At 52.8% G+C, this 18939-nt stretch carries 14 protein-coding genes; all 14 read left to right on the top strand.

The genetic code is table 11. The features are described 5' to 3' along the window. Positions 1-36: 36 nt before the first annotated feature. Positions 37-1869: an NAD(P)-binding protein gene (locus B5E77_RS05390; protein ID WP_087164353.1), complete on the top strand. Its 1833-nt coding sequence runs from the start codon at positions 37-39 to the stop codon at positions 1867-1869. Beyond that, a complete protein-coding gene (locus B5E77_RS05385) occupies positions 1863-3605 on the top strand; it encodes an NADH-dependent [FeFe] hydrogenase, group A6 (RefSeq protein WP_087164352.1) in 1743 nt (580 codons plus the stop codon). Before B5E77_RS05390 ends, B5E77_RS05385 begins: the two co-directional genes overlap by 7 nt. A gap of 207 nt (positions 3606-3812) precedes the next feature. Further along, the gene (locus B5E77_RS05380; RefSeq protein ID WP_087164351.1) at positions 3813-4529 is read left to right on the top strand and encodes a response regulator transcription factor; all 717 of its coding nucleotides are present in this window, start codon (positions 3813-3815) and stop codon (positions 4527-4529) included. Next, on the top strand, positions 4513-5838 hold the full coding sequence (locus B5E77_RS05375; protein ID WP_087164350.1) for a HAMP domain-containing sensor histidine kinase: 1326 nt from the start codon (positions 4513-4515) through the stop codon (positions 5836-5838). The genes B5E77_RS05380 and B5E77_RS05375 overlap by 17 nt, the downstream gene beginning before the upstream one ends. A gap of 121 nt (positions 5839-5959) precedes the next feature. After that, the gene (locus B5E77_RS05370) at positions 5960-7801 is read left to right on the top strand and encodes an efflux RND transporter periplasmic adaptor subunit (protein ID WP_162609654.1); all 1842 of its coding nucleotides are present in this window, start codon (positions 5960-5962) and stop codon (positions 7799-7801) included. A 14-nt stretch (positions 7802-7815) separates the two neighbouring features. After that, positions 7816-8517, top strand: coding sequence for an ABC transporter ATP-binding protein (locus B5E77_RS05365; protein WP_087164348.1), 702 nt, complete (start codon positions 7816-7818; stop codon positions 8515-8517). Beyond that, positions 8517-9803, top strand: coding sequence for an ABC transporter permease (locus B5E77_RS05360; protein WP_087164347.1), 1287 nt, complete (start codon positions 8517-8519; stop codon positions 9801-9803). The genes B5E77_RS05365 and B5E77_RS05360 overlap by 1 nt, the downstream gene beginning before the upstream one ends. Positions 9804-10170: 367 nt before the next feature. Beyond that, positions 10171-13095: an insulinase family protein gene (locus B5E77_RS05355; RefSeq protein WP_087164346.1), complete on the top strand. Its 2925-nt coding sequence runs from the start codon at positions 10171-10173 to the stop codon at positions 13093-13095. Positions 13096-13113: 18 nt separating this feature from the next. Beyond that, a complete protein-coding gene (era, locus tag B5E77_RS05350) occupies positions 13114-14025 on the top strand; it encodes a GTPase Era (protein ID WP_087164345.1) in 912 nt (303 codons plus the stop codon). Between the two features lie 171 nt (positions 14026-14196). After that, the gene (locus B5E77_RS16985) at positions 14197-14394 is read left to right on the top strand and encodes a hypothetical protein (protein WP_162609653.1); all 198 of its coding nucleotides are present in this window, start codon (positions 14197-14199) and stop codon (positions 14392-14394) included. Next, complete coding sequence (gene recO / locus B5E77_RS05340) at positions 14339-14998, top strand: DNA repair protein RecO (protein ID WP_087164343.1); 660 nt, start codon at positions 14339-14341, stop codon at positions 14996-14998. The genes B5E77_RS16985 and recO overlap by 56 nt, the downstream gene beginning before the upstream one ends. 98 nt (positions 14999-15096) lie before the next feature. Continuing rightward, a complete protein-coding gene (locus B5E77_RS05335; protein ID WP_087164342.1) occupies positions 15097-15678 on the top strand; it encodes a hypothetical protein in 582 nt (193 codons plus the stop codon). 77 nt (positions 15679-15755) lie between these two features. Beyond that, on the top strand, positions 15756-17144 hold the full coding sequence (locus B5E77_RS05330; RefSeq protein ID WP_087164341.1) for a glycine--tRNA ligase: 1389 nt from the start codon (positions 15756-15758) through the stop codon (positions 17142-17144). A 131-nt stretch (positions 17145-17275) separates the two neighbouring features. Beyond that, a complete protein-coding gene (locus tag B5E77_RS05325) occupies positions 17276-18937 on the top strand; it encodes a diphosphate--fructose-6-phosphate 1-phosphotransferase (protein ID WP_087164340.1) in 1662 nt (553 codons plus the stop codon). Positions 18938-18939 lie beyond the last annotated feature (2 nt).

Here is an 18939-nt window from a genome sequence, read left to right as displayed (position 1 = left end):
GAAAATGCATTGGAGCGAAAAGGAGAGGAGGAAATTATGAGCAGACTCAGCATTATTACAGAAAACAAGGCTCAGACGACAGTAGAAGAACTGTATAAGGATCTGGAACGAAGAATCAGCGCAAGCCCTCCGGGCCTCTGTCCCGTGGATCTGGCCTCGTCTTTTCTGAAGATGTGCCATGCACAGTCCTGCGGAAAATGCGTGCCCTGCCGGGTAGGACTGGGACAGCTGGAAAAGCTGATGGAAGATGTTCTGGATGGAAATGCCACACTGGAGACAATTGATTTGATTGAGAGCACGGCTTCCAGTATTTTTTATTCGGCAGACTGTGCGATAGGTTACGAAGCGGCCCTGATGGTATTGAAGGGGATCAAAGGCTTCCGCAATGATTTCGAGGAGCATGTGCTGCGGGGACGCTGCATCTGCGAGCTGAACCAGCCGGTGCCCTGCGTATCCCAATGTCCTGCGGGGGTGGACATTCCGGGTTATGTGGCCCTGGTAGCAGAAGGAAATTATGCGGACGCAGTGCGCCTGATCCGCAAGGATAATCCTCTTCCCAGCGTGTGCGGCCTGATCTGCGAGCATCCCTGCGAGGTGCGCTGCCGCCGTACTCTGATGGATGATCCCATCAATATCCGGGGACTGAAGCGTTTCGCGGTGGAGCATGCAGGAGAGGTTCCGGTTCCGGAGCCGGCGGAAGACACCGGAAAACGGGTAGCTGTCATCGGAGGCGGCCCGGGAGGAATCAGCGCAGCCTACTATCTGCGGCTTATGGGACATGATGTGACTATTTATGAGCAGAGAAAGCAGCTTGGAGGAATGCTCCGCTATGGGATTCCCAGCTACCGCCTGCCCCGGGAGGCCCTGGATAAGGAGATTGAACAGCTCCTGAGCACAGGAATCCATGTAAAGACCGGTGTGACGGTAGGGGAGAGCCCGAATATTCTGGAGCTTCGCAGCCAGTATGACGCAGTCTATATCGCAATCGGCGCCCATACGGATCGGAAGATTGGTATTGAGGGAGAGGATGCCGAGGGCGTGGTTTCAGCGGTGGAAATGCTGCGCGGAATCGGAGATGACCAGCTTCCGGACTTTACAGGAAAGGATATCATTGTCATCGGCGGCGGAAACGTGGCTATGGATGTGGCCCGCTCGGCGGTTCGTCTGGGGGCAAAGCGTCTGCGCATTGCCTACCGCAGGCGGCGTGAGGATATGACAGCCATGCCGGAGGAGGTGGAGGGCGCCATCGCAGAGGGCTGTGAGCTGGTGGAGCTGCATGCGCCTCTCCGCATTGAGAAGGATGCGGAAGGAAAGGTGGCGGCTCTCTGGGTGAAGCCTCAGATTATCGGGCCAGTTGTAAACGGAAGGCCCAAGCCTATGGACTCTGCAGAGCCTGAGGTACGTCTGGCCTGCGATATGGTGCTTGTAGCCATTGGCCAGGGCATTGATTCCAGAAATTTTGAAAAATATGGAATTCCGGTGAAGCGGGGCGTAATTGATGCGCTGAACTGGAGCGGCGTCAAGGATATTTCCGGCGTGTTTGCAGGCGGAGACTGTGTGACAGGGCCTGCTACGGTAATCCGTGCCATCGCAGCCGGGAAGGTAGCGGCTGCGAATATCGATGAATTCCTTGGTTACCATCATGTGATTTCCGCGGATGTGGAGATTCCGAAAGTACGTATGAGCACCAGAAAGAGCTGTGCCCGCGTAAATATGAAGGAGCGGAGCGTGTGCGAGCGTGTGAAGGACTTTAAGCTGATTGAGTGCGGTATGACAGAGGAAGAGGCCATGCAGGAAGCCCACAGATGCCTGCGCTGCGACAAATTCGGCTTTGGATCATTTAAAGGAGGGAGAGTGGAACAATGGTAAAGCTTACGATAGACGGAACAGAACTGCAGGTAAAAGACGGAACCACGATCCTCGATGCGGCCTTACAGGCTGGAATCCATATTCCCACACTCTGCTACCTGAAAAAGCTGAACAAGATCGGCGCCTGCCGCGTCTGTATGGTGGAAGTGGAAGGCAATTCCAAGCTGGTAACCGCCTGCAATACCCGGGCGTCCGAGGGGATGATCGTTCACACGAACAGCCCGAAGGTGAGAAAAACCCGGAAGATTAATGTGGAGCTGATTCTATCCCAGCATGACAGCAACTGCGCCATCTGTGCGAGAAGCGGAAACTGTTCGCTCCAGAAGCTGTCCAACGATCTGGGAATTCTGGAGATGCCCTTTGAGAAGCAGCTTCCGAAGACGAAATGGAATCCGGATTATCCGCTGATCCGTGATTACAAAAAATGTATCAAATGTATGCGCTGTGTGCAGGTCTGCGATAAGGTACAGTCCTTACATATCTGGGACGTGGCGGGAACAGGCTCCCGTACGACTGTGGATGTCTCCCTCAACCGGAAGATAGAGGAGGCGGACTGCGCTCTCTGCGGACAGTGCATCACCCACTGCCCGGTAGGAGCGCTCCGGGAACGGGATGATGTAGAGAAGGTACTGGAAGCTCTGGCAGATCCGGATAAAATCACAGTGGTGCAGATGGCGCCCGCGGTGCGGGCGGCCTGGGGCGAGGAGTTTGGCCTGAGCCGGGAATTCGCCACAGCCGGACGCCTGGTGGCGGCGCTTCGGCGGATTGGTTTTTCCTATATTTTTGATACAGATTTCAGCGCGGACCTTACGATTATGGAAGAGGGCAGTGAGTTTCTGGAGAAGCTGAAGCACCGGGATAAGGAAACCTTCCCGATGTTTACCTCCTGCTGTCCCGGCTGGGTCCGCTTCCTGAAATCCCAGTACCCCGATATGATTGGCCAGCTGTCCACAGCCAAATCTCCCCAGCAGATGTTTGGGGCGGTGGCGAAGAGCTATTACGCTTCTCTTCTGAATGTGGATCCGGCCAGAATCTTCTGCGTATCTCTGATGCCCTGTGTGGCTAAGAAGCAGGAATCTGCGCTTCCGGTGATGAATGACGCCCAGGCAGGACAGGATGTGGATGTAGTTCTGACTACCCGTGAGGTGGATCGGCTGCTCAGAGCAGAGCATATTGTTCCTGCAGAGCTTCCGGAGGAAGATTTTGATATGCCTCTAGGTATCGGAACGGGAGCCGGCGTGATTTTCGGAGCCACCGGCGGCGTGATGGAGGCGGCCCTTCGAAGCGCTTATTATCTGGCGACAGGCTCCAATCCCGATCCGGATGCGTTCCGCGCAGTCCGCGGTATGGAAGGCTGGCGGGAATCGGAATTCATGCTGGGAGACACGAAGCTGAAGATAGCCGTGGCCCATGGCCTGGGCAATGCCAGAAAGCTCATCGAAGCGCTGCGTAAGGGCGAGGTCTCTTATGATTTCGTGGAGGTCATGGCCTGCCCCGGAGGCTGTGCCGGAGGCGGCGGACAGCCCATTCACGATGGAGAAGAGCTCGGTGAGGTGCGTGGAAGCCGGCTGTATACACTGGATAAGGGCAGCGCTCTGCGGTTTTCCCATGAGAATCCTTCCGTGCTCAAATGCTACGAGGATTATCTGGGATCGCCGCTGTCCCACAGGGCCCATGAGCTTCTGCACACAGATCACAGTGCCTGGAAGATGCCGGCGGAACTGAAGGCAGAATAGAGAAGTATCGGAATTACAGCGGAGTGAGATGTACAAAGAGGGCGTTTCAAAATCATGCTTGGTTTTGGGGCGTCCTTGTTGTCTGGATTGTATTCCGTTTTCAGATTTGTTAAGATATGCTTCAGGATTTGTTAAGGTTTTTGTGAGAGAATTTCAGAGCAGGACACAGGAAATTTCAGGGGATGAATCGTATGAGGAGGAGAACAGATGCAGAATTCAAAAATTTTGCTCGTTGAGGATGACGCTGATATCCGCGAGGGTGTCAGAATCCTTCTGGAGAGCGAAAACTATCAGGTCACAGAGGCGGACAATGGAAGCAGAGGGCTGGAGCTTCTGACAGAGGACACAGATCTGGTGATTCTGGACATCATGATGCCTGGAATGTCAGGGCTGCGCACCTGTGAGGAGATTCGGAAACGCTCCAACGTGCCGGTGCTGTTTCTGACCGCCAAGTCCCAGGAGTCCGACAAGCTCATCGGACTTATGGCAGGAGGAGACGACTATCTGCCCAAACCCTTTTCCTACGCGGAGCTGCTCGGAAGGGTGAAGGCTCTGCTGCGCCGGTATCAGGTGTACCGGGGAAAGACGGAAAAGCAGGAGGAAGAAACCGAGAAATATCTGGAGCTTTCCGGAATACGGCTCAATGAGGAATTCAACGAGGTCTATGTAAACGGAGAGGAAAAAGAGCTTTCCAATATCGAATACCAGATGCTTCTTTTGATGATGAAGCATCCGAGAAAGATTTTTTCCGCCCAGAACCTGTATGAAAGTATCTGGAACGAACCCTATTTTTACACCTGCAACAGCACGGTAATGGTACATATCCGGAAGCTGCGGGTAAAAATAGAGAAGGATCCGCAGAAGCCAGAATATATCAAGACGGAATGGGGAAAGGGGTACAAGTTTGATGCCTATGGTGCGTAAACGGGATTCCATTTATTTTCAGCTCTTTCAGCTTCTGATTCTTGCGGCCCTGGTTTCCGGCCTGTTCTTCCTGGTTACAAACTGGGCGGGGGACAGTCTGCTGAACTGGTTTTATATAAGCTCTAATTATGAGGAAAAGAAAAACGGGGAATATATCGGAAGGCTTCAGGAATATGTCTCCCAGAATCAGCTTTCCACAGAGGACACGAAAGAGCTGACAGAATGGGTGAGGAGACAGAGAGTGGTGGCCCTGCAGCTTTATAAGAACGGTATTCTGATGTATGATTCGGAATACCCGGATCAGGATATGGAAGCAGAGCAGATAGAGGCCGGGGATTATGAATGGACAGTCTATTATCCTGTACAGTTTTCGGACGGGGAAGCGGAAATTTCTATCTATGGAATGTATTTCTACCAGTATTATAATTATGCGGTGATTGCGGAGCTCCTTCTTTCTTTTGCGCTGTTTGTGGGAATCGTGATGCTGGGAATCCGTTATAAGATCCGCTATATCCGGAAATTGAGCAGTGAGATTGAGATTCTGGAGGGCGGCGACCTGGATTATGAGATTACGGTAACCGGCCGGGACGAGCTTGCGGCGCTGGCGAAAGGGCTGGATGACATGCGGGGTTCATTTCGGGAAAAGGTAAGGCAGGAAGCGCATCTTGTGGCGGCCAATCATAAGATGATTACAGAAATGTCTCATGATATCCGGACTCCTCTGACTACGGTAATGCTCTATACGGAGATTTTAAGGAAGCGCCAGGTAAAGAGTGAGGAGCAGTTCTGGGAATACATTGACAAGATTGATCAGAAGACGCGCAGGATGAAGCAGCTGACGGATCACCTGTTTGAATATGCGCTGGTGACGGGGGAGACAGAGGTGAAGCTGGAGGAGCCGGAGTCTTTTGAGACGGTTTTTTATGATCTTCTGTCAGAGACCTGCGCCTATCTGGAGCAGAGCGGTTTTCACACAGAGCTGAAATTTGAGTGGAAAAAGGAAACGGTCCGGGTCAACATGGAATTTGTCATTCGAGTGCTGGACAATATCACTTCAAATCTTGTAAAATACGCAGATCCTGCGTTTCCCATATATATCTGCTCGGAACACACGGAAAAGACAGCGGGAATCGTGTTTGAGAACAGGAGCAGGAAGCTGGAGAAAAAGACGGACAGCACGGGCATCGGTCTGGAAAACATAAAAAAAATGATGGAAAGGATGAACGGGACCTGCGCGGCAGAAGAAAGGGAAGGGTGTTTTCGGCTCAGACTTTCTTTCCCATGTACAGAGCGGCAGGATAGAGTTTAGAACTGTTAAGAAACAGATTAGGATCTGTTAAGAATTTCTCTTTAATATAGGACCGGTCAGGGAGAGTCTTCCCTGGCCGGTTTTAAGTAACAGGAATAAATCCATGAGGAGGGAAATGCAGTTGAACATATTTCGTATTGGTTTTTTAAAAAACAGAACATTCAGGCGGGCGGCGGCAGGACTTGCTGCGGTTCTTGTGATTCTGGGAGGTGTCCGTGTCTTTTTCGGAGGAGGAAGGACCCGGGAGAACGTACAGGACGATCTTATGAATACGACGGTAATCGAGAAAAAGGATTTGCTGAAATCTGTCAGCGTCACAGGCGTGGTGGCAACCGCGGATGGAAGAGCAGGCAATACCGGGCTTACCAACCTGAAGGTGGAGCGGGTCCATGTAAAGGTGGGCGACGAGGTGCAGGAAGGCGACGTGCTCTGTACCTTTGATTCGACTCTGCTGGAAGAGTCTCTGGCCGCGGCACGGAACAATTATGAGATTAATAAGAAGCTGGACGCCATGGGAGCAGACTATGAGAAGCAGTATCGGGACAGCATGAAGCAGGCAGACAGCAGCCTGAAGGATTCCAGCCAGAAGCGGGATCAGGCAAAGAACGCTTATCAGGAAGCTTCCGGGAAAGAATCAACGGCCCGTGCGGCGGCGGATAAGGCGGCAGCGGCTCTGAGTGAGAAACAGGCGGCCTGCGAGGCGGCAAAACAGGCGGCGGCAGCCGCGGCCCAGGCATATGAGGACAGGCAGCAGGCAGCATACGAGGCGGCCCGCCAGGCAGCAGCCGCGGACAGAATTCAGGAAGTGGAGCAGCCGCCTGCGCCGGAAGGCAGCCAGGAGAACGCTTCCGCAGAGGGTGAAAGTGGAGCCGCGTCAGGCAGCGGAGAAGAAAAACCTGTAGAAAACAGCATGGCAAAAACCGCGGAAAATCCGGCAGACAGGCTTCCGGAACGGACGCCGGTGGTCATCAACGACATTGACGCGTATATTGCGGGGCTGGACGTAAACGGTCCCGATTATACGGCTTTGAAGGATACCCTGAACGCCTACAGCGCGGCGAAGGCAGCCCTGGAGGAGGCGAAGGCGGAAGCTGAGCGGACCAGAGGCGCCTATGAGCAGGCGAAAGCAGAAACAGGCCAGGCAAAATCCTCTTATGATCAGGCGAAGACAGCCAGACAGGAGGCGCAGAATACTTATGACAGCAGCATCAGAGATGCGAAGACAGCCTATCAGAAATCGAAGCTCCAGTCTCAGCTCATCACAGATAACGACGCAAAGAAGCAGATTACCCAGTATGAGGAACAGCTGGAGGATTACACAGTGCGGGCGCCCATGTCCGGCGTGATTACCTCTCTGTCTGTAAAAGAGGGACAGACCTTTGGAGGCGGAGTCATCTATGAGATTCAGGATCTGAAGCACTTTGTAGTGGAGGCTTCTGTGGATGAATACGACGTGGTTAAAATCAAGCAGGGAATGACAGCCTACGTCAAGACCAATTCCATGGGCGAAGAACTCCTGAAGGGAACGGTCACTTACGTGGCGCCCACGGCGGGAGCCGGAAAAGGCGGCGAGGCAGGCGCGGGAAGCTCTCAGTCAGGCTCAGGCGGTTCGGCTTCCTATCAGATTCAGATTACCATTGAGGGAGAGCAGGAGAAGCTGCGTCCCGGTATGACAGCCAAGGTCAGCATTGTGCAGGAAGAGAGCAGAGGCGTGCTTGCGGTGCCTTATGACTGTGTAGAGACGAAAGAGGATGGCACGAGTATCATTTATGTGGATGAGGGCGGCCAGAGGAAAGAAATGACAGTGGAAAAGGGTATGGAGACCGATTACTTCGCGGAAATCAAAGGAAAAGATCTGAAGGAAGGCATGACAGTCTATCTGCCTGACGGAATGAGGCAGGGCGGACAGCTGCCGGAAGAAGAGAACGCGGGCAATGCGGACGAAGTCATGTATGGATTTTAACAGGGGAGGAAGGTATGAGGAACAGAGAGAAGACAATTGAACTGACAGGAATCGTCAAACGGTTTTACATCGGAAAGCCTCACGAGCTTGAAATCCTCCATGGAATTGATCTGACCGTGTACAAAGGAGAATTTGTGTCCATTGTAGGGGCCTCCGGTTCGGGAAAAAGTACGCTGATGAATATCATCGGCGTGCTGGACCGGCCGACAGAAGGAGAGTACCGGCTGGATGGTCTGGATATTTCCGCCTTAAAGGACCAGGAGCTGTCCCGCATCCGCAACCAGAAAATCGGTTTTGTGTTTCAGACCTATAATCTGATCAGCCGGACAAGCGCCCTGAAAAATGTGGAACTGCCCATGATGTATGCCGGAATAGGCAGAAAAGAGCGCGCACAGAGAGCCAGACATTATCTGGAAATGGTCGGGATGGAAGAACGGATGTCCCATAAGCCGGACGAGCTGTCGGGAGGCCAGAAGCAGCGTGTCTCCATTGCCCGGGCCATGGCGAATGATCCTTCGATTATCCTGGCGGATGAGCCCACAGGAGCGCTGGATTCCAAAACCGGGCGCAGAATTATGGACATCTTCCACCGGCTGAACCGGGAAGAGGGAAAGACCATTGTACTCATTACACATTCCAACGAGCTGGCGGCGGAGACAGACCGGATTATCACCATCCGGGACGGAGAAATCACAGGAGAGAGGAGGGGAGCCTGATGCTGGTTCTGGAAAATATTCTGCTGGCGCTTGGAAGCCTGCGGGCCAATAAAATGCGCGCCCTTCTTACGATTCTTGGCATTATCATCGGAATCGCTTCTGTGATTGCGATTATGAGCGTCGGAAACTCCATTCGCAGTTCTGTGACTTCTTCTATGGAATCTATGGGAGCGAATCACATCACCGTAGGGCTTCGGCAGAAGGAGCCGGAGGAAGAGGTGACGGAGGAAGGATACCGGTTTGAAGGAGAGATGCAGCAGGCGTCCATGACGGAAGAAGACTATCTCACGAATGAGATGCTGGAGGACGCGGAAAAGGAATTCGCGGATAAAATCGACGGCGTTCTGCTCTCCGAAAATGTAGGAGAGGGGCAGGCGAAGGATGGAAAGCTCTCTTCCAATGTGACGCTGATGGGAGTCAATACTGCTTTTCTGAAGAATCAGGACCTGAAGCTCCTAAGCGGAAGACTTCTGACCGAGCGGGATCAGAAGGAGAAAAAAGGGGTTGTGGTTGTGTCTGACCGTGTGGTCAGAAAGCTCTTTGACGGAGATACCAAAAAGGCGGCAGGCAGCCAGACAGAAGTGTACCTGAATGGAAAATATTATAATTACACCATTGTGGGCGTCTATGAGTACGACAAGTCTGCCTTTACGTCCCTGCCGGAGGAATACATTTCCACGGAGATGTACCTGCCCTTCGAGGCGGCGCGGGAGCAGGCGCATTCTACGGCGGGATACTCCCAGATCACGCTGTCCGCGAAGACGGGCGTGGATTCCTCGGATTTCGCAAAAGAGCTGGAAAACTGGTTCAACCGGAAATATTTCCGGCACAATGAGAATTATGAAATCAGCGCCACAAGCATGGCGGATATGGTGGCCTCCATGACGGGAATGCTGACGACGATTTCGGCGGCTATCTCGGCGATTGCGGGAATTTCCCTGCTGGTGGGAGGCATCGGCGTCATGAATATCATGCTGGTGTCCATCACGGAACGGACCCGGGAGATCGGTACCAGAAAGGCCCTGGGCGCTCCCAATGGCTCCATCCGCCTTCAGTTTATCATGGAAGCTATTGTCATCTGTCTGCTGGGCGGATTTATCGGAATTGTGCTGGGCCTGGTTCTGGCTGCGGTCATCACGAAGACGATGGGCTACGCCGCGTCCCCGTCTGTGGAAGGCATCATTTTCTCGGTGGCGTTTTCGATTTTTATCGGTGTGTTTTTCGGCTATTATCCGGCCAATAAGGCCGCGAAGATGAATCCGATTGACGCGCTGCGGTATGAGTAGGCCTGCAAGTACCATTTTTGAATCATGGACATATGATAGAGTGAGGAGAAAATCCTCATTCTATCCGGAGGATTTGAATGTATCCGGCGGCATGCCGGGTATGCTGTGCTCCGAAAGGAATCTGAAAGCGCGTGTAATTGCCCACAGCATCGATACGGATTTCCAGTGCTGCTGCGGCGCGGCGAGCACATCGGTTTAAAACAGACAGCGGAAGGCCTCTTTTGGTTTTTGGCTTTTAAACAGAGAAAAAAAGTGATATACTATGTGGCAGATGCCGCAGACTTCCAGGGGGCAGAACGGAAAGGAGGTTCTGCCCGCCGTTTTTTGGAAGATGTAAGGGGCAAATTTTAAAGAACAGGAGAGAGCTATGAGAGTAGAAGAGTTACAGGCCTATGAACTGATAGAAAAGCGCAGCATCGCGGAGCTTGCCTCCACGGGCTATTACCTGAAGCATAAAAAGACAGGAGCAAGGGTCTGCCTGCTTTCCAATGAGGACAAGAATAAGGTGTTTTATATCGGCTTCCGGACACCGGCGCCGGATGACACCGGTGTGCCGCACATTATGGAGCATTCTGTGCTCTGCGGTTCCAGGGAATTTCCGGTAAAGGATCCGTTTGTGGAGCTGGCGAAGGGCTCCCTGAACACCTTTTTGAACGCCATGACCTATCCGGACAAGACCGTATATCCGGTGGCGAGCTGCAATGACAAGGATTTCCAGAACCTGATTCATGTGTACATGGACGCAGTCTTTTATCCGAATATCTACGAGAAGGAAGAGATCTTCCGCCAGGAGGGCTGGCATTATGAGATGGATTCAGAGGACGGCGAGTTGACGCTGAACGGCGTGGTTTACAATGAGATGAAGGGAGCCTTTTCCTCTCCGGAAAGCGTGCTGGAGCGGGTGATCCTAAGCTCTCTTTATCCGGACACCACCTATGCCAATGAGTCCGGAGGCGATCCGGAAGCAATCCCGGAGCTTTCCTACAGTGAGTTTCTGGATTTCCACAGCCGCTATTACCATCCGTCCAACAGCTATATCTTCCTGTACGGGGACTGCGATATGGCAGAAAAGCTGAGCTGGCTGGATGAAAATTATCTGTCGAAATACGATTACCTCCCGATCGATTCCGAGGTGCGGACCCAGGCGCCCTTTGAGAAAATGGCGGAGGTCACAAGGGACTATTCCATTTCCGCGGAGGAGAGCGAGGAGGACAACACCTATCTGTCCTGGAACAAATCTGTGGGCGATACGCTGGACGAAAAGCTGTATCTGGGAATGCAGGTGCTGGAATATGTATTGCTTTCCATGCCGGGAGCTCCTCTCAAGCAGGCTCTTCTGGACGCGGGCATCGGCCGCGACATCATGAGCTCCTACGACAACGGCGTGAAGCAGCCGATCTTCTCCATCATTGCCAAGAATGCAAATGAAAGCCAGAAGGCGGCCTTTGTAGAGACGATCGAGGCGACGCTGGCCCGGCTTGTAAGCGAAGGACTGGACGAGAAGGCGATCCGCGCGGGAATCAATTATTTTGAATTCCGGTACCGGGAGGCGGATTTCGGCAATTATCCGGCAGGGCTGATGTACGGCCTCCAGGCCTTCGACAGCTGGCTTTATAAGGAGGATTCCGCATTCCTGCACCTGGAGGCTCTCGACACCTTTGCGTTCCTGAAGGAGCAGGCGGCAAACGGATATTTTGAGGGGCTGATTGTGAAGTACCTGCTGGAAAATCCCCATGGCTCCCTGGTGGTGATCCGCCCGAAGAGGGGACTGACGGCAGAGCAGGACGAGGCGCTCAAGAAAAAGCTGGCGGCTTATAAGGAAAGCCTGACTGCCGAAGAGCGGAAGCGGATCGTGGATTTCACAAAGCATCTGAAGGAATATCAGAGTGAGCCCTCGCCCCAGGAGGATCTGGAGAAAATTCCGCTGCTGGAGCGCGGGGACATCGGAAAGGAGGCCCTGCCCTTCCAGAACGAAGAGCTGCCGGCAGGCGGGATAAAGATGGTTTTCCACGATCTCTTTACCAATGGGATCGGCTATGTAAATCTGATTTTCCGGGCAAACGAGATCCCGGAGGACCTGATCCCGTATCTGGGGCTTTTGAAGGCAGTGCTTGGAAAGGTAGATACGGAAAACTACAGCTACGGGGAATTTGCCAAGGAGCTGAACCTGCATACGGGCGGAATCTACTGCAGCGTCGGAAGCTATGACCAGGTTCGGAATCCGGACGAATATACGGCGGTCTTCGAGGTGCACAGCAAGGCTCTCTATGAGGAGCAGCAGACAGCATTTTCCATGATGCGGGAGATGCTGATGACCTCAAAAATGGATGATCCCAAGCGGCTGCGCGAAATTGTCGCGGAGACAAAGTCCAGGCTTCAGATGGCCTTCCAGACCTCCGGGCACTCCATGGCTGCCCTGCGCGCCATGTCCTATTTCTCTGAGAGCGCCTGCTTCTCGGATATGACGGGCGGCGTGGATTTCTACCACTTTATCGAGAAGCTGGACGCGGAGTTTGAGGAGAGGCAGGCCGAAGCGGCGGAGAAGCTCTCAAGGCTTGCGCAGGATCTGTTCCGTCCGGAAAATCTGATTGTGAGCTGCACGGCTGAGAAAAAGAGCCTGGAGCTCCTGGTGGAGCAGACAGAAAAGCTTGCGGCAGAGCTTTACCGGGACGAGGCGGATCCGGCGGCAGCCTGGAGCTTCAGGCCCGAGCGGAAGAACGAGGGGCTTAAGACCTCTGCGAAGATTCAGTACGTGGCCCGCTCCGGAAGCTTCGTGAAGGCAGGACTTCCCTATACGGGAGCGCTGAGGGTGCTGCGCACGATTATGAGCTATGATTACCTCTGGAACAATATCCGTGTCAAGGGCGGAGCATACGGCTGCATGAACAACTATGCCCGGTCGGGAAATTCCTATCTGGTGTCCTACCGTGACCCGAACCTGGAGAAAACGAACGAAATCTTTGAGAAGAGTGTGGATTATACGGAGAGCTTTGAGGTATCCGAGCGGGATATGACCAAATATATCATCGGAACAGTCAGCTCCATGGATACGCCGCTGACTCCCAGCGCAAAGGGCGCCCGCTCCATGAGCGCCTGGATGACAGGGCTTTCCTTCCAGGATGTGCAGAAGGAGCGGGACGAGGTGCTCTCCTGCGGCTGCCCACAGATCCGGGCCCTGGCGCCTTATCTGAAAGCGATTCTTTCTCAGAACTGCCTCTGCGTCATCGGAAATGAGGAAAAGCTGGAGGAGCAGAAGGACATGTTCGGCAGGCTGGAAAGCCTGTTCCACTAAAGACAGAAAGGAGCATCTATGGAACAGATGCAGAAATCAGGCTTTGCCACACTGATCGGCAGGCCAAATGTAGGAAAATCTACACTGATGAACAGGCTCATCGGACAGAAAATCGCGATCACTTCGAATAAGCCGCAGACTACGCGGAACAGGATTCAGACAGTCTATACCTGCGGCGAAGGGCAGATTGTGTTTCTGGACACGCCGGGAATCCATAAGGCAAAAAACAAGCTGGGCGAATATATGGTCAATGTGGCGGAGCGGACGCTCCGTGAGGTGGACGTTGTCCTCTGGCTGGTGGAGCCCTCCACCTTTATCGGGGCCGGGGAACGCCATATCGCAGAGCAGCTGGCAAAGGCAAAGACCCCGGTGATTCTGGTGATCAACAAAACGGATACGGTAAAGAGAGAAGAGATTCTGCTCTTTATCGATACATACCGGAAGCTGTATGATTTCGACGAGATCGTTCCGGTGTCTGCGCTGAACGGTGACAATACGGATACGCTGATTGAGCAGATTTTCAAATACCTGCCTTATGGCCCCCGGTTCTATGACGAGGATACGGTGACAGATCAGCCCATGCGCCAGATTGTGGCGGAGCTCATCCGGGAAAAGGCCCTGCGGTGCCTAAGCGATGAGATTCCCCATGGGATTGCGGTTTCCATCGATAAGATGAAGGAGCGCAGCGGAGGGAAGGTCTGCGATATCGACGCCACGATCATCTGCGAGAAGGACTCCCATAAGGGAATCATCATCGGAAAGCAGGGAGCCATGCTGAAAAAGATAGGAAGCGCGGCCCGCTATGAGATTGAGCGTATGATGGAAATGAAGGTGAATCTCCAGCTCTGGGTCAAGGTCAAAAAGGACTGGAGAGACAGCGACTTCCTGATCAAAAATTTCGGGTACGATAAAAAGGATTTTGACCTGTAACAGCCTGCTGCGGGGGATCTGATTTGGTATTTTTTTCGCAGGATAAGAACGCTCCTTCTGGACATTCTAATTGAGAAGGATTCTGAAGCAGACGGCGCTTCAGAGGGAGGGACGGACAGGGCTGGTTTGCCCTGTCTGGCCGGAATTCAGGGAAACAGGGGCGAAAAACAGATGACGCGGATGACATGGGAAAGATTTGAGCTGACAGGCGCAGTGGAGGATTATCTCAGATACAAGGGGATCGACTGGAGAGAGGAAGGGCAGGCACGCGCGGCCTGCGCGGAACAGGGAACAGAGCGGAGGAACACGGAGAATGGGACAGATGATCACAGTGACGGGAATGGTGCTGGCGGCTTATCCCTACGGTGATTATGACAAACGGATCACCATTCTGACAAAGGAAAGGGGCAAGATCACGGCCTTTGCCAGAGGAGCCAGGAGACAGAACAGCCCGCTTCTTGCCGTCTGTAATTCCTTTGTGTTCGGGGAGTTTACCGTTTATGAGGGCCGCAGCTCCTATAATCTGATGCAGGCGAAGGCACAGAATTATTTCCATGAGCTGAGCTCTGATTTTGCGGGCGCCTGCTATGGCTTCTATTTCTGCGAGCTGGCCGATTATTACACGCGGGAGGCGAATGATGAGCTTTTAATGCTGAAGCTCCTGTATCAGAGCTTAAGGGCCTTGTCGCGGCCCAGCATACCAGATGAGCTGATCCGGTACATATATGAGCTGAAGGTTTTGGTGGTGAATGGAGAGTGTCCGGTGGATTTTGAAGGGCTGGACGTCTGCGAATCCACGCTGTATACGCTTCAGTATATCGCCGCGTCCTCTGTGGAGAAGCTTTATACCTTTACGGTGTCGGAGCAGGTTCTGGGAGAACTGAAATTCGTGCTGCACCGCTACCGGGAGCTTTACATGGAGGGACATTTTAAGTCTCTGGAGATTCTGGAGGCCTGCGTGAAAAGCGGTTGAAAAATCCTCCAAAAGACGATATACTATATGGGATGTTCGGATTTTGGGAAAAAAGTGGAATTTTATGACCAGTCCGGAATGAGCGGGAGGAAACCAGAATGAGAAAAATAGTCAGTTTTTGCCTCCTGATGTGCAGCATCCTATTGTTTTCAGGCTGTTTCGGGGCTGCCCCGGATCAGGACACGATTTCTGTGGATAAGCGGGGCAGAGTGACCAGTACGATTGTCGAGGATTTCGATAAGGAGTTTTATGACTCTGAAGAGCTGGAAAGCGAGATTGACGAGGAACTGGCAGAGTACAATCAGAACTTTGCTGCAGATCACATCAGGAAGGAAATGTTTGAAGTTGAGGACGGCATAGCGACGCTGCAGCTTGTCTTTGACGAAAGCCAGTATTATAAGGATTATACGGGACTGGAGCTGTTTGTGGGAACGGTTTCGGAGGCGGAGGAGGAAGGCTATGAGCTGCCTGCATACTTCGTAAATCCGGAAGAGAACGCGGTAGACGTAGAGGAACTGAACAGTGAAGGCGACGCCCGGATTTTGATTCTGGAGGAGGCCGTGCAGGTGCGTGTGCCGGGAAGGATCCTGGCAGTGTGCCCGGAGGACAATGTCACCGTCACAGGGGACAGGGAGGCGGCTGTGGCGGAGCCTGAGCTGTCATATATTATTTACAGATAAGAAAAAGAGGCAGCGGCGGCCAAGCGGGCTGCGCTGAAAACAAACCCTGCGGGGGAGCTTGATAAGGAGAATTTAAAATGGAAAAGACAATGGACAAAATCGTGGCCCTGGCCAAGGCAAGGGGCTTTGTGTATCCGGGTTCCGAGATTTACGGCGGCCTGGCAAATACCTGGGACTACGGAAATCTGGGCGTGGAGCTGAAGAATAATGTAAAGCGTGCCTGGTGGCAGAAGTTTGTACAGGAGAATCCCTACAATGTAGGCGTGGACTGTGCGATCCTGATGAATCCCCAGACCTGGGTAGCCTCCGGTCATCTGGGCAGCTTCTCGGATCCGCTGCTGGACTGCAAGAGCTGTAAGGAGCGCTTCCGCGCTGACAAGCTGATCGAGGATTACAATGAGGAGCACGGGATCCAGATCGAGGGCTCTGTGGACGCCTGGAGCCAGGAGGAGATGAAGGCTTATATCGATGAGCACAATATCCCCTGCCCGTCCTGCGGAAAGCATGACTTTACCGATATCCGCCAGTTCAACCTGATGTTCAAGACCTTCCAGGGTGTAACCGAGGACGCGAAGAATACCGTATATCTGCGTCCTGAGACAGCCCAGGGCATTTTTGTAAACTTCAAGAATGTGCAGAGAACCTCCAGAAAGAAGGTTCCCTTTGGTATCGCTCAGATCGGAAAGTCCTTCCGGAATGAGATTACGCCGGGCAACTTTACCTTCCGTACCAGAGAGTTTGAGCAGATGGAGCTGGAATTCTTCTGTAAGCCGGATACGGATCTGGAGTGGTTTGCGTACTGGAAGGAATACTGCATCAACTGGCTGAAATCCCTCGGCATGAAGGACAGTGAGCTGCGTGCCCGTGATCATGAAAAGGAAGAGCTGAGCTTCTACAGCAAGGCTACTACAGATCTGGAGTTCCTGTTCCCGTTTGGCTGGGGCGAGCTCTGGGGTATCGCTGACCGTACCGATTATGACCTGACCTGCCATCAGAATGTATCTGGCGAGGATCTGTCCTACTTTGATGACGAGCTGAAGGAAAAATACATTCCCTATGTCATTGAGCCGTCTCTGGGAGCAGACCGTGTGGTTCTGGCCTTCCTCTGCGCAGCCTACGATGAGGAGGAGCTGGAGGGCGGCGACGTGCGTACGGTGCTTCACTTCCATCCGGCGCTGGCGCCTGTGAAGATCGGCGTACTGCCTCTGTCCAAGAAGCTGAACGAGGGCGCGGAGAAGATTTATACCCAGCTCTGCAAAAAATACAACTGCGAGTTTGATGACAGAGGAAATATCGGAAAGCGTTACCGCCGTCAGGATGAGATCGGTACGCCCTTCTGCGTGACCTATGATTTTGAATCTGAGACGGATGGCGCGGTGACAATCCGCGACCGTGATACGATGGAGCAGGTCCGCGTGGGGATCGATGAGCTGGACGCATATTTTGCCGATAAATTTACATTCTAGCCTGGGGAAATCAGGGGCTAAAGGTTGACGAAACCGGGGAATAATGATAGTTTATTATTGGTAGGCAAGCAGAGAAAAGCACAGAACCGTGCCGGAAATTCTGCAAATATAAATAACAAAGGAGTATGATTATGAATCTTTCACCACTTCAGAAAGCAAGATATGAGTATGTTCCGAAGCTTCCGGGAATGCTCAGAAATGGTATCTCTGAGATCGCTGTCAAAGAAGGAAGCGCTACCACCAGCGTAGCAGATCAGGAGAAGATCAAAGCGCTTTTCCCGAATACCTATGGAGAGCCGGAGGTTACCTTTGTAAAAGGAGAGAACACCTCTGCCGCTAAAAAGCAGGTTGTCGGCGTAATCCTTTCCGGAGGACAGGCGCCTGGCGGACACAATGTAGTATGCGGTCTGTATGACGCGCTGAAGGCAACCAATAAGGAGAACGTTCTGATTGGTTTCAAGGGCGGCCCCAGCGGACTGATTGAAGATAAATTTATCGTTTTCGATGATGAATACATTGACCAGTACAGAAATACAGGCGGATTTGATATCATCGGTTCCGGAAGAACCAAGCTGGAGACAGAAGAGCAGTTTGCGATTGCCACAGAGGTCTGCAAAAAGCATGGCATCACAGCGATCGTAATCATCGGCGGCGACGATTCCAACACCAATGCCTGCGTACTTGCCGAGTACATGGCAGCTCATAAGACCGGCGTACAGGTTATCGGATGCCCGAAGACCATCGACGGCGACCTGAAGAATGAAGATATCGAGATCTCCTTTGGTTTTGATACAGCTACCAAGACCTACAGCGAGATGATTGGAAATATCGAGAGAGACTGTAACTCTGCGAAGAAATACTGGCATTTCATCAAGGTAATGGGACGTTCCGCTTCCCATGTTGCTCTCGAGTGCGCGCTGGAGTGCCAGCCGAATATCTGCCTGATCTCCGAGGAGGTAAAGGCCAAGAAGCAGTCTCTGTCTGAGATCGCAGATTATATCGCGGACGCGGTAGAGAAGAGAGCGGCAAACGGAAACAACTTTGGTGTAGTTGTGATTCCGGAGGGCGTGGTAGAGTTCGTACCGGAATTTTCCGTTCTGATCAGCGAGATCAATGAGCTCCTTGCCGGCAGCAAGGCAGATGCGTTCAACGCGCTTCCGAGCTGGGATGAGAAGTACGCGTTTATCGAAAAAGGCCTGACGAAGGAGTCCATGGCTGTATTCGCGATTCTGCCCCAGGCGATCCAGCAGCAGCTGTTCCTGGAAAGAGACCCGCATGGAAACGTACAGGTTTCCCTGATTGAGTCTGAGAAGCTGTTCGCTGCCCTGGTAGGCGATAAGCTGAAGGAAAGAAAAGCGGCAGGCACCTACACAGGAAAATATTCCGTACAGACCCATTTCTTCGGCTATGAAGGAAGATGCGCGTTCCCGTCCAACTTTGACGCTGACTACTGCTACTCTCTTGGATACAATGCATTCATGCTGATCCAGTATGGCTACAATGGATATCTTTCCAAGGTTTCCAACCTTTCCAAGCCGGCTGAGGAGTGGGTTGCAGGCGGTATGCCGATCACCAAGATGATGAACATTGAGAGAAGACACGGCGAGGATAAGCCGGTTATCCGGAAAGCCCTTGTAGAGCTGGATGGAAAGCCGTTCCAGTACTTCGCAGCGCACAGAGATGAGTGGGCAGTGAATACCTGCTATACCTTCCCGGGCGCTATCCAGTACTACGGACCGGCAGAGGTGTGCGATCTTACCACCAGAACGCTTGCTCTGGAGCAGGGAGAATAAAC

Origin of the sequence: Lachnoclostridium sp. An131 (assembly GCF_002160825.1) — a bacterium.
Taxonomy (GTDB): Bacteria; Bacillota; Clostridia; order Lachnospirales; family Lachnospiraceae; genus Laedolimicola.
This window is presented reverse-complemented; position numbering and strand designations above follow the sequence as displayed.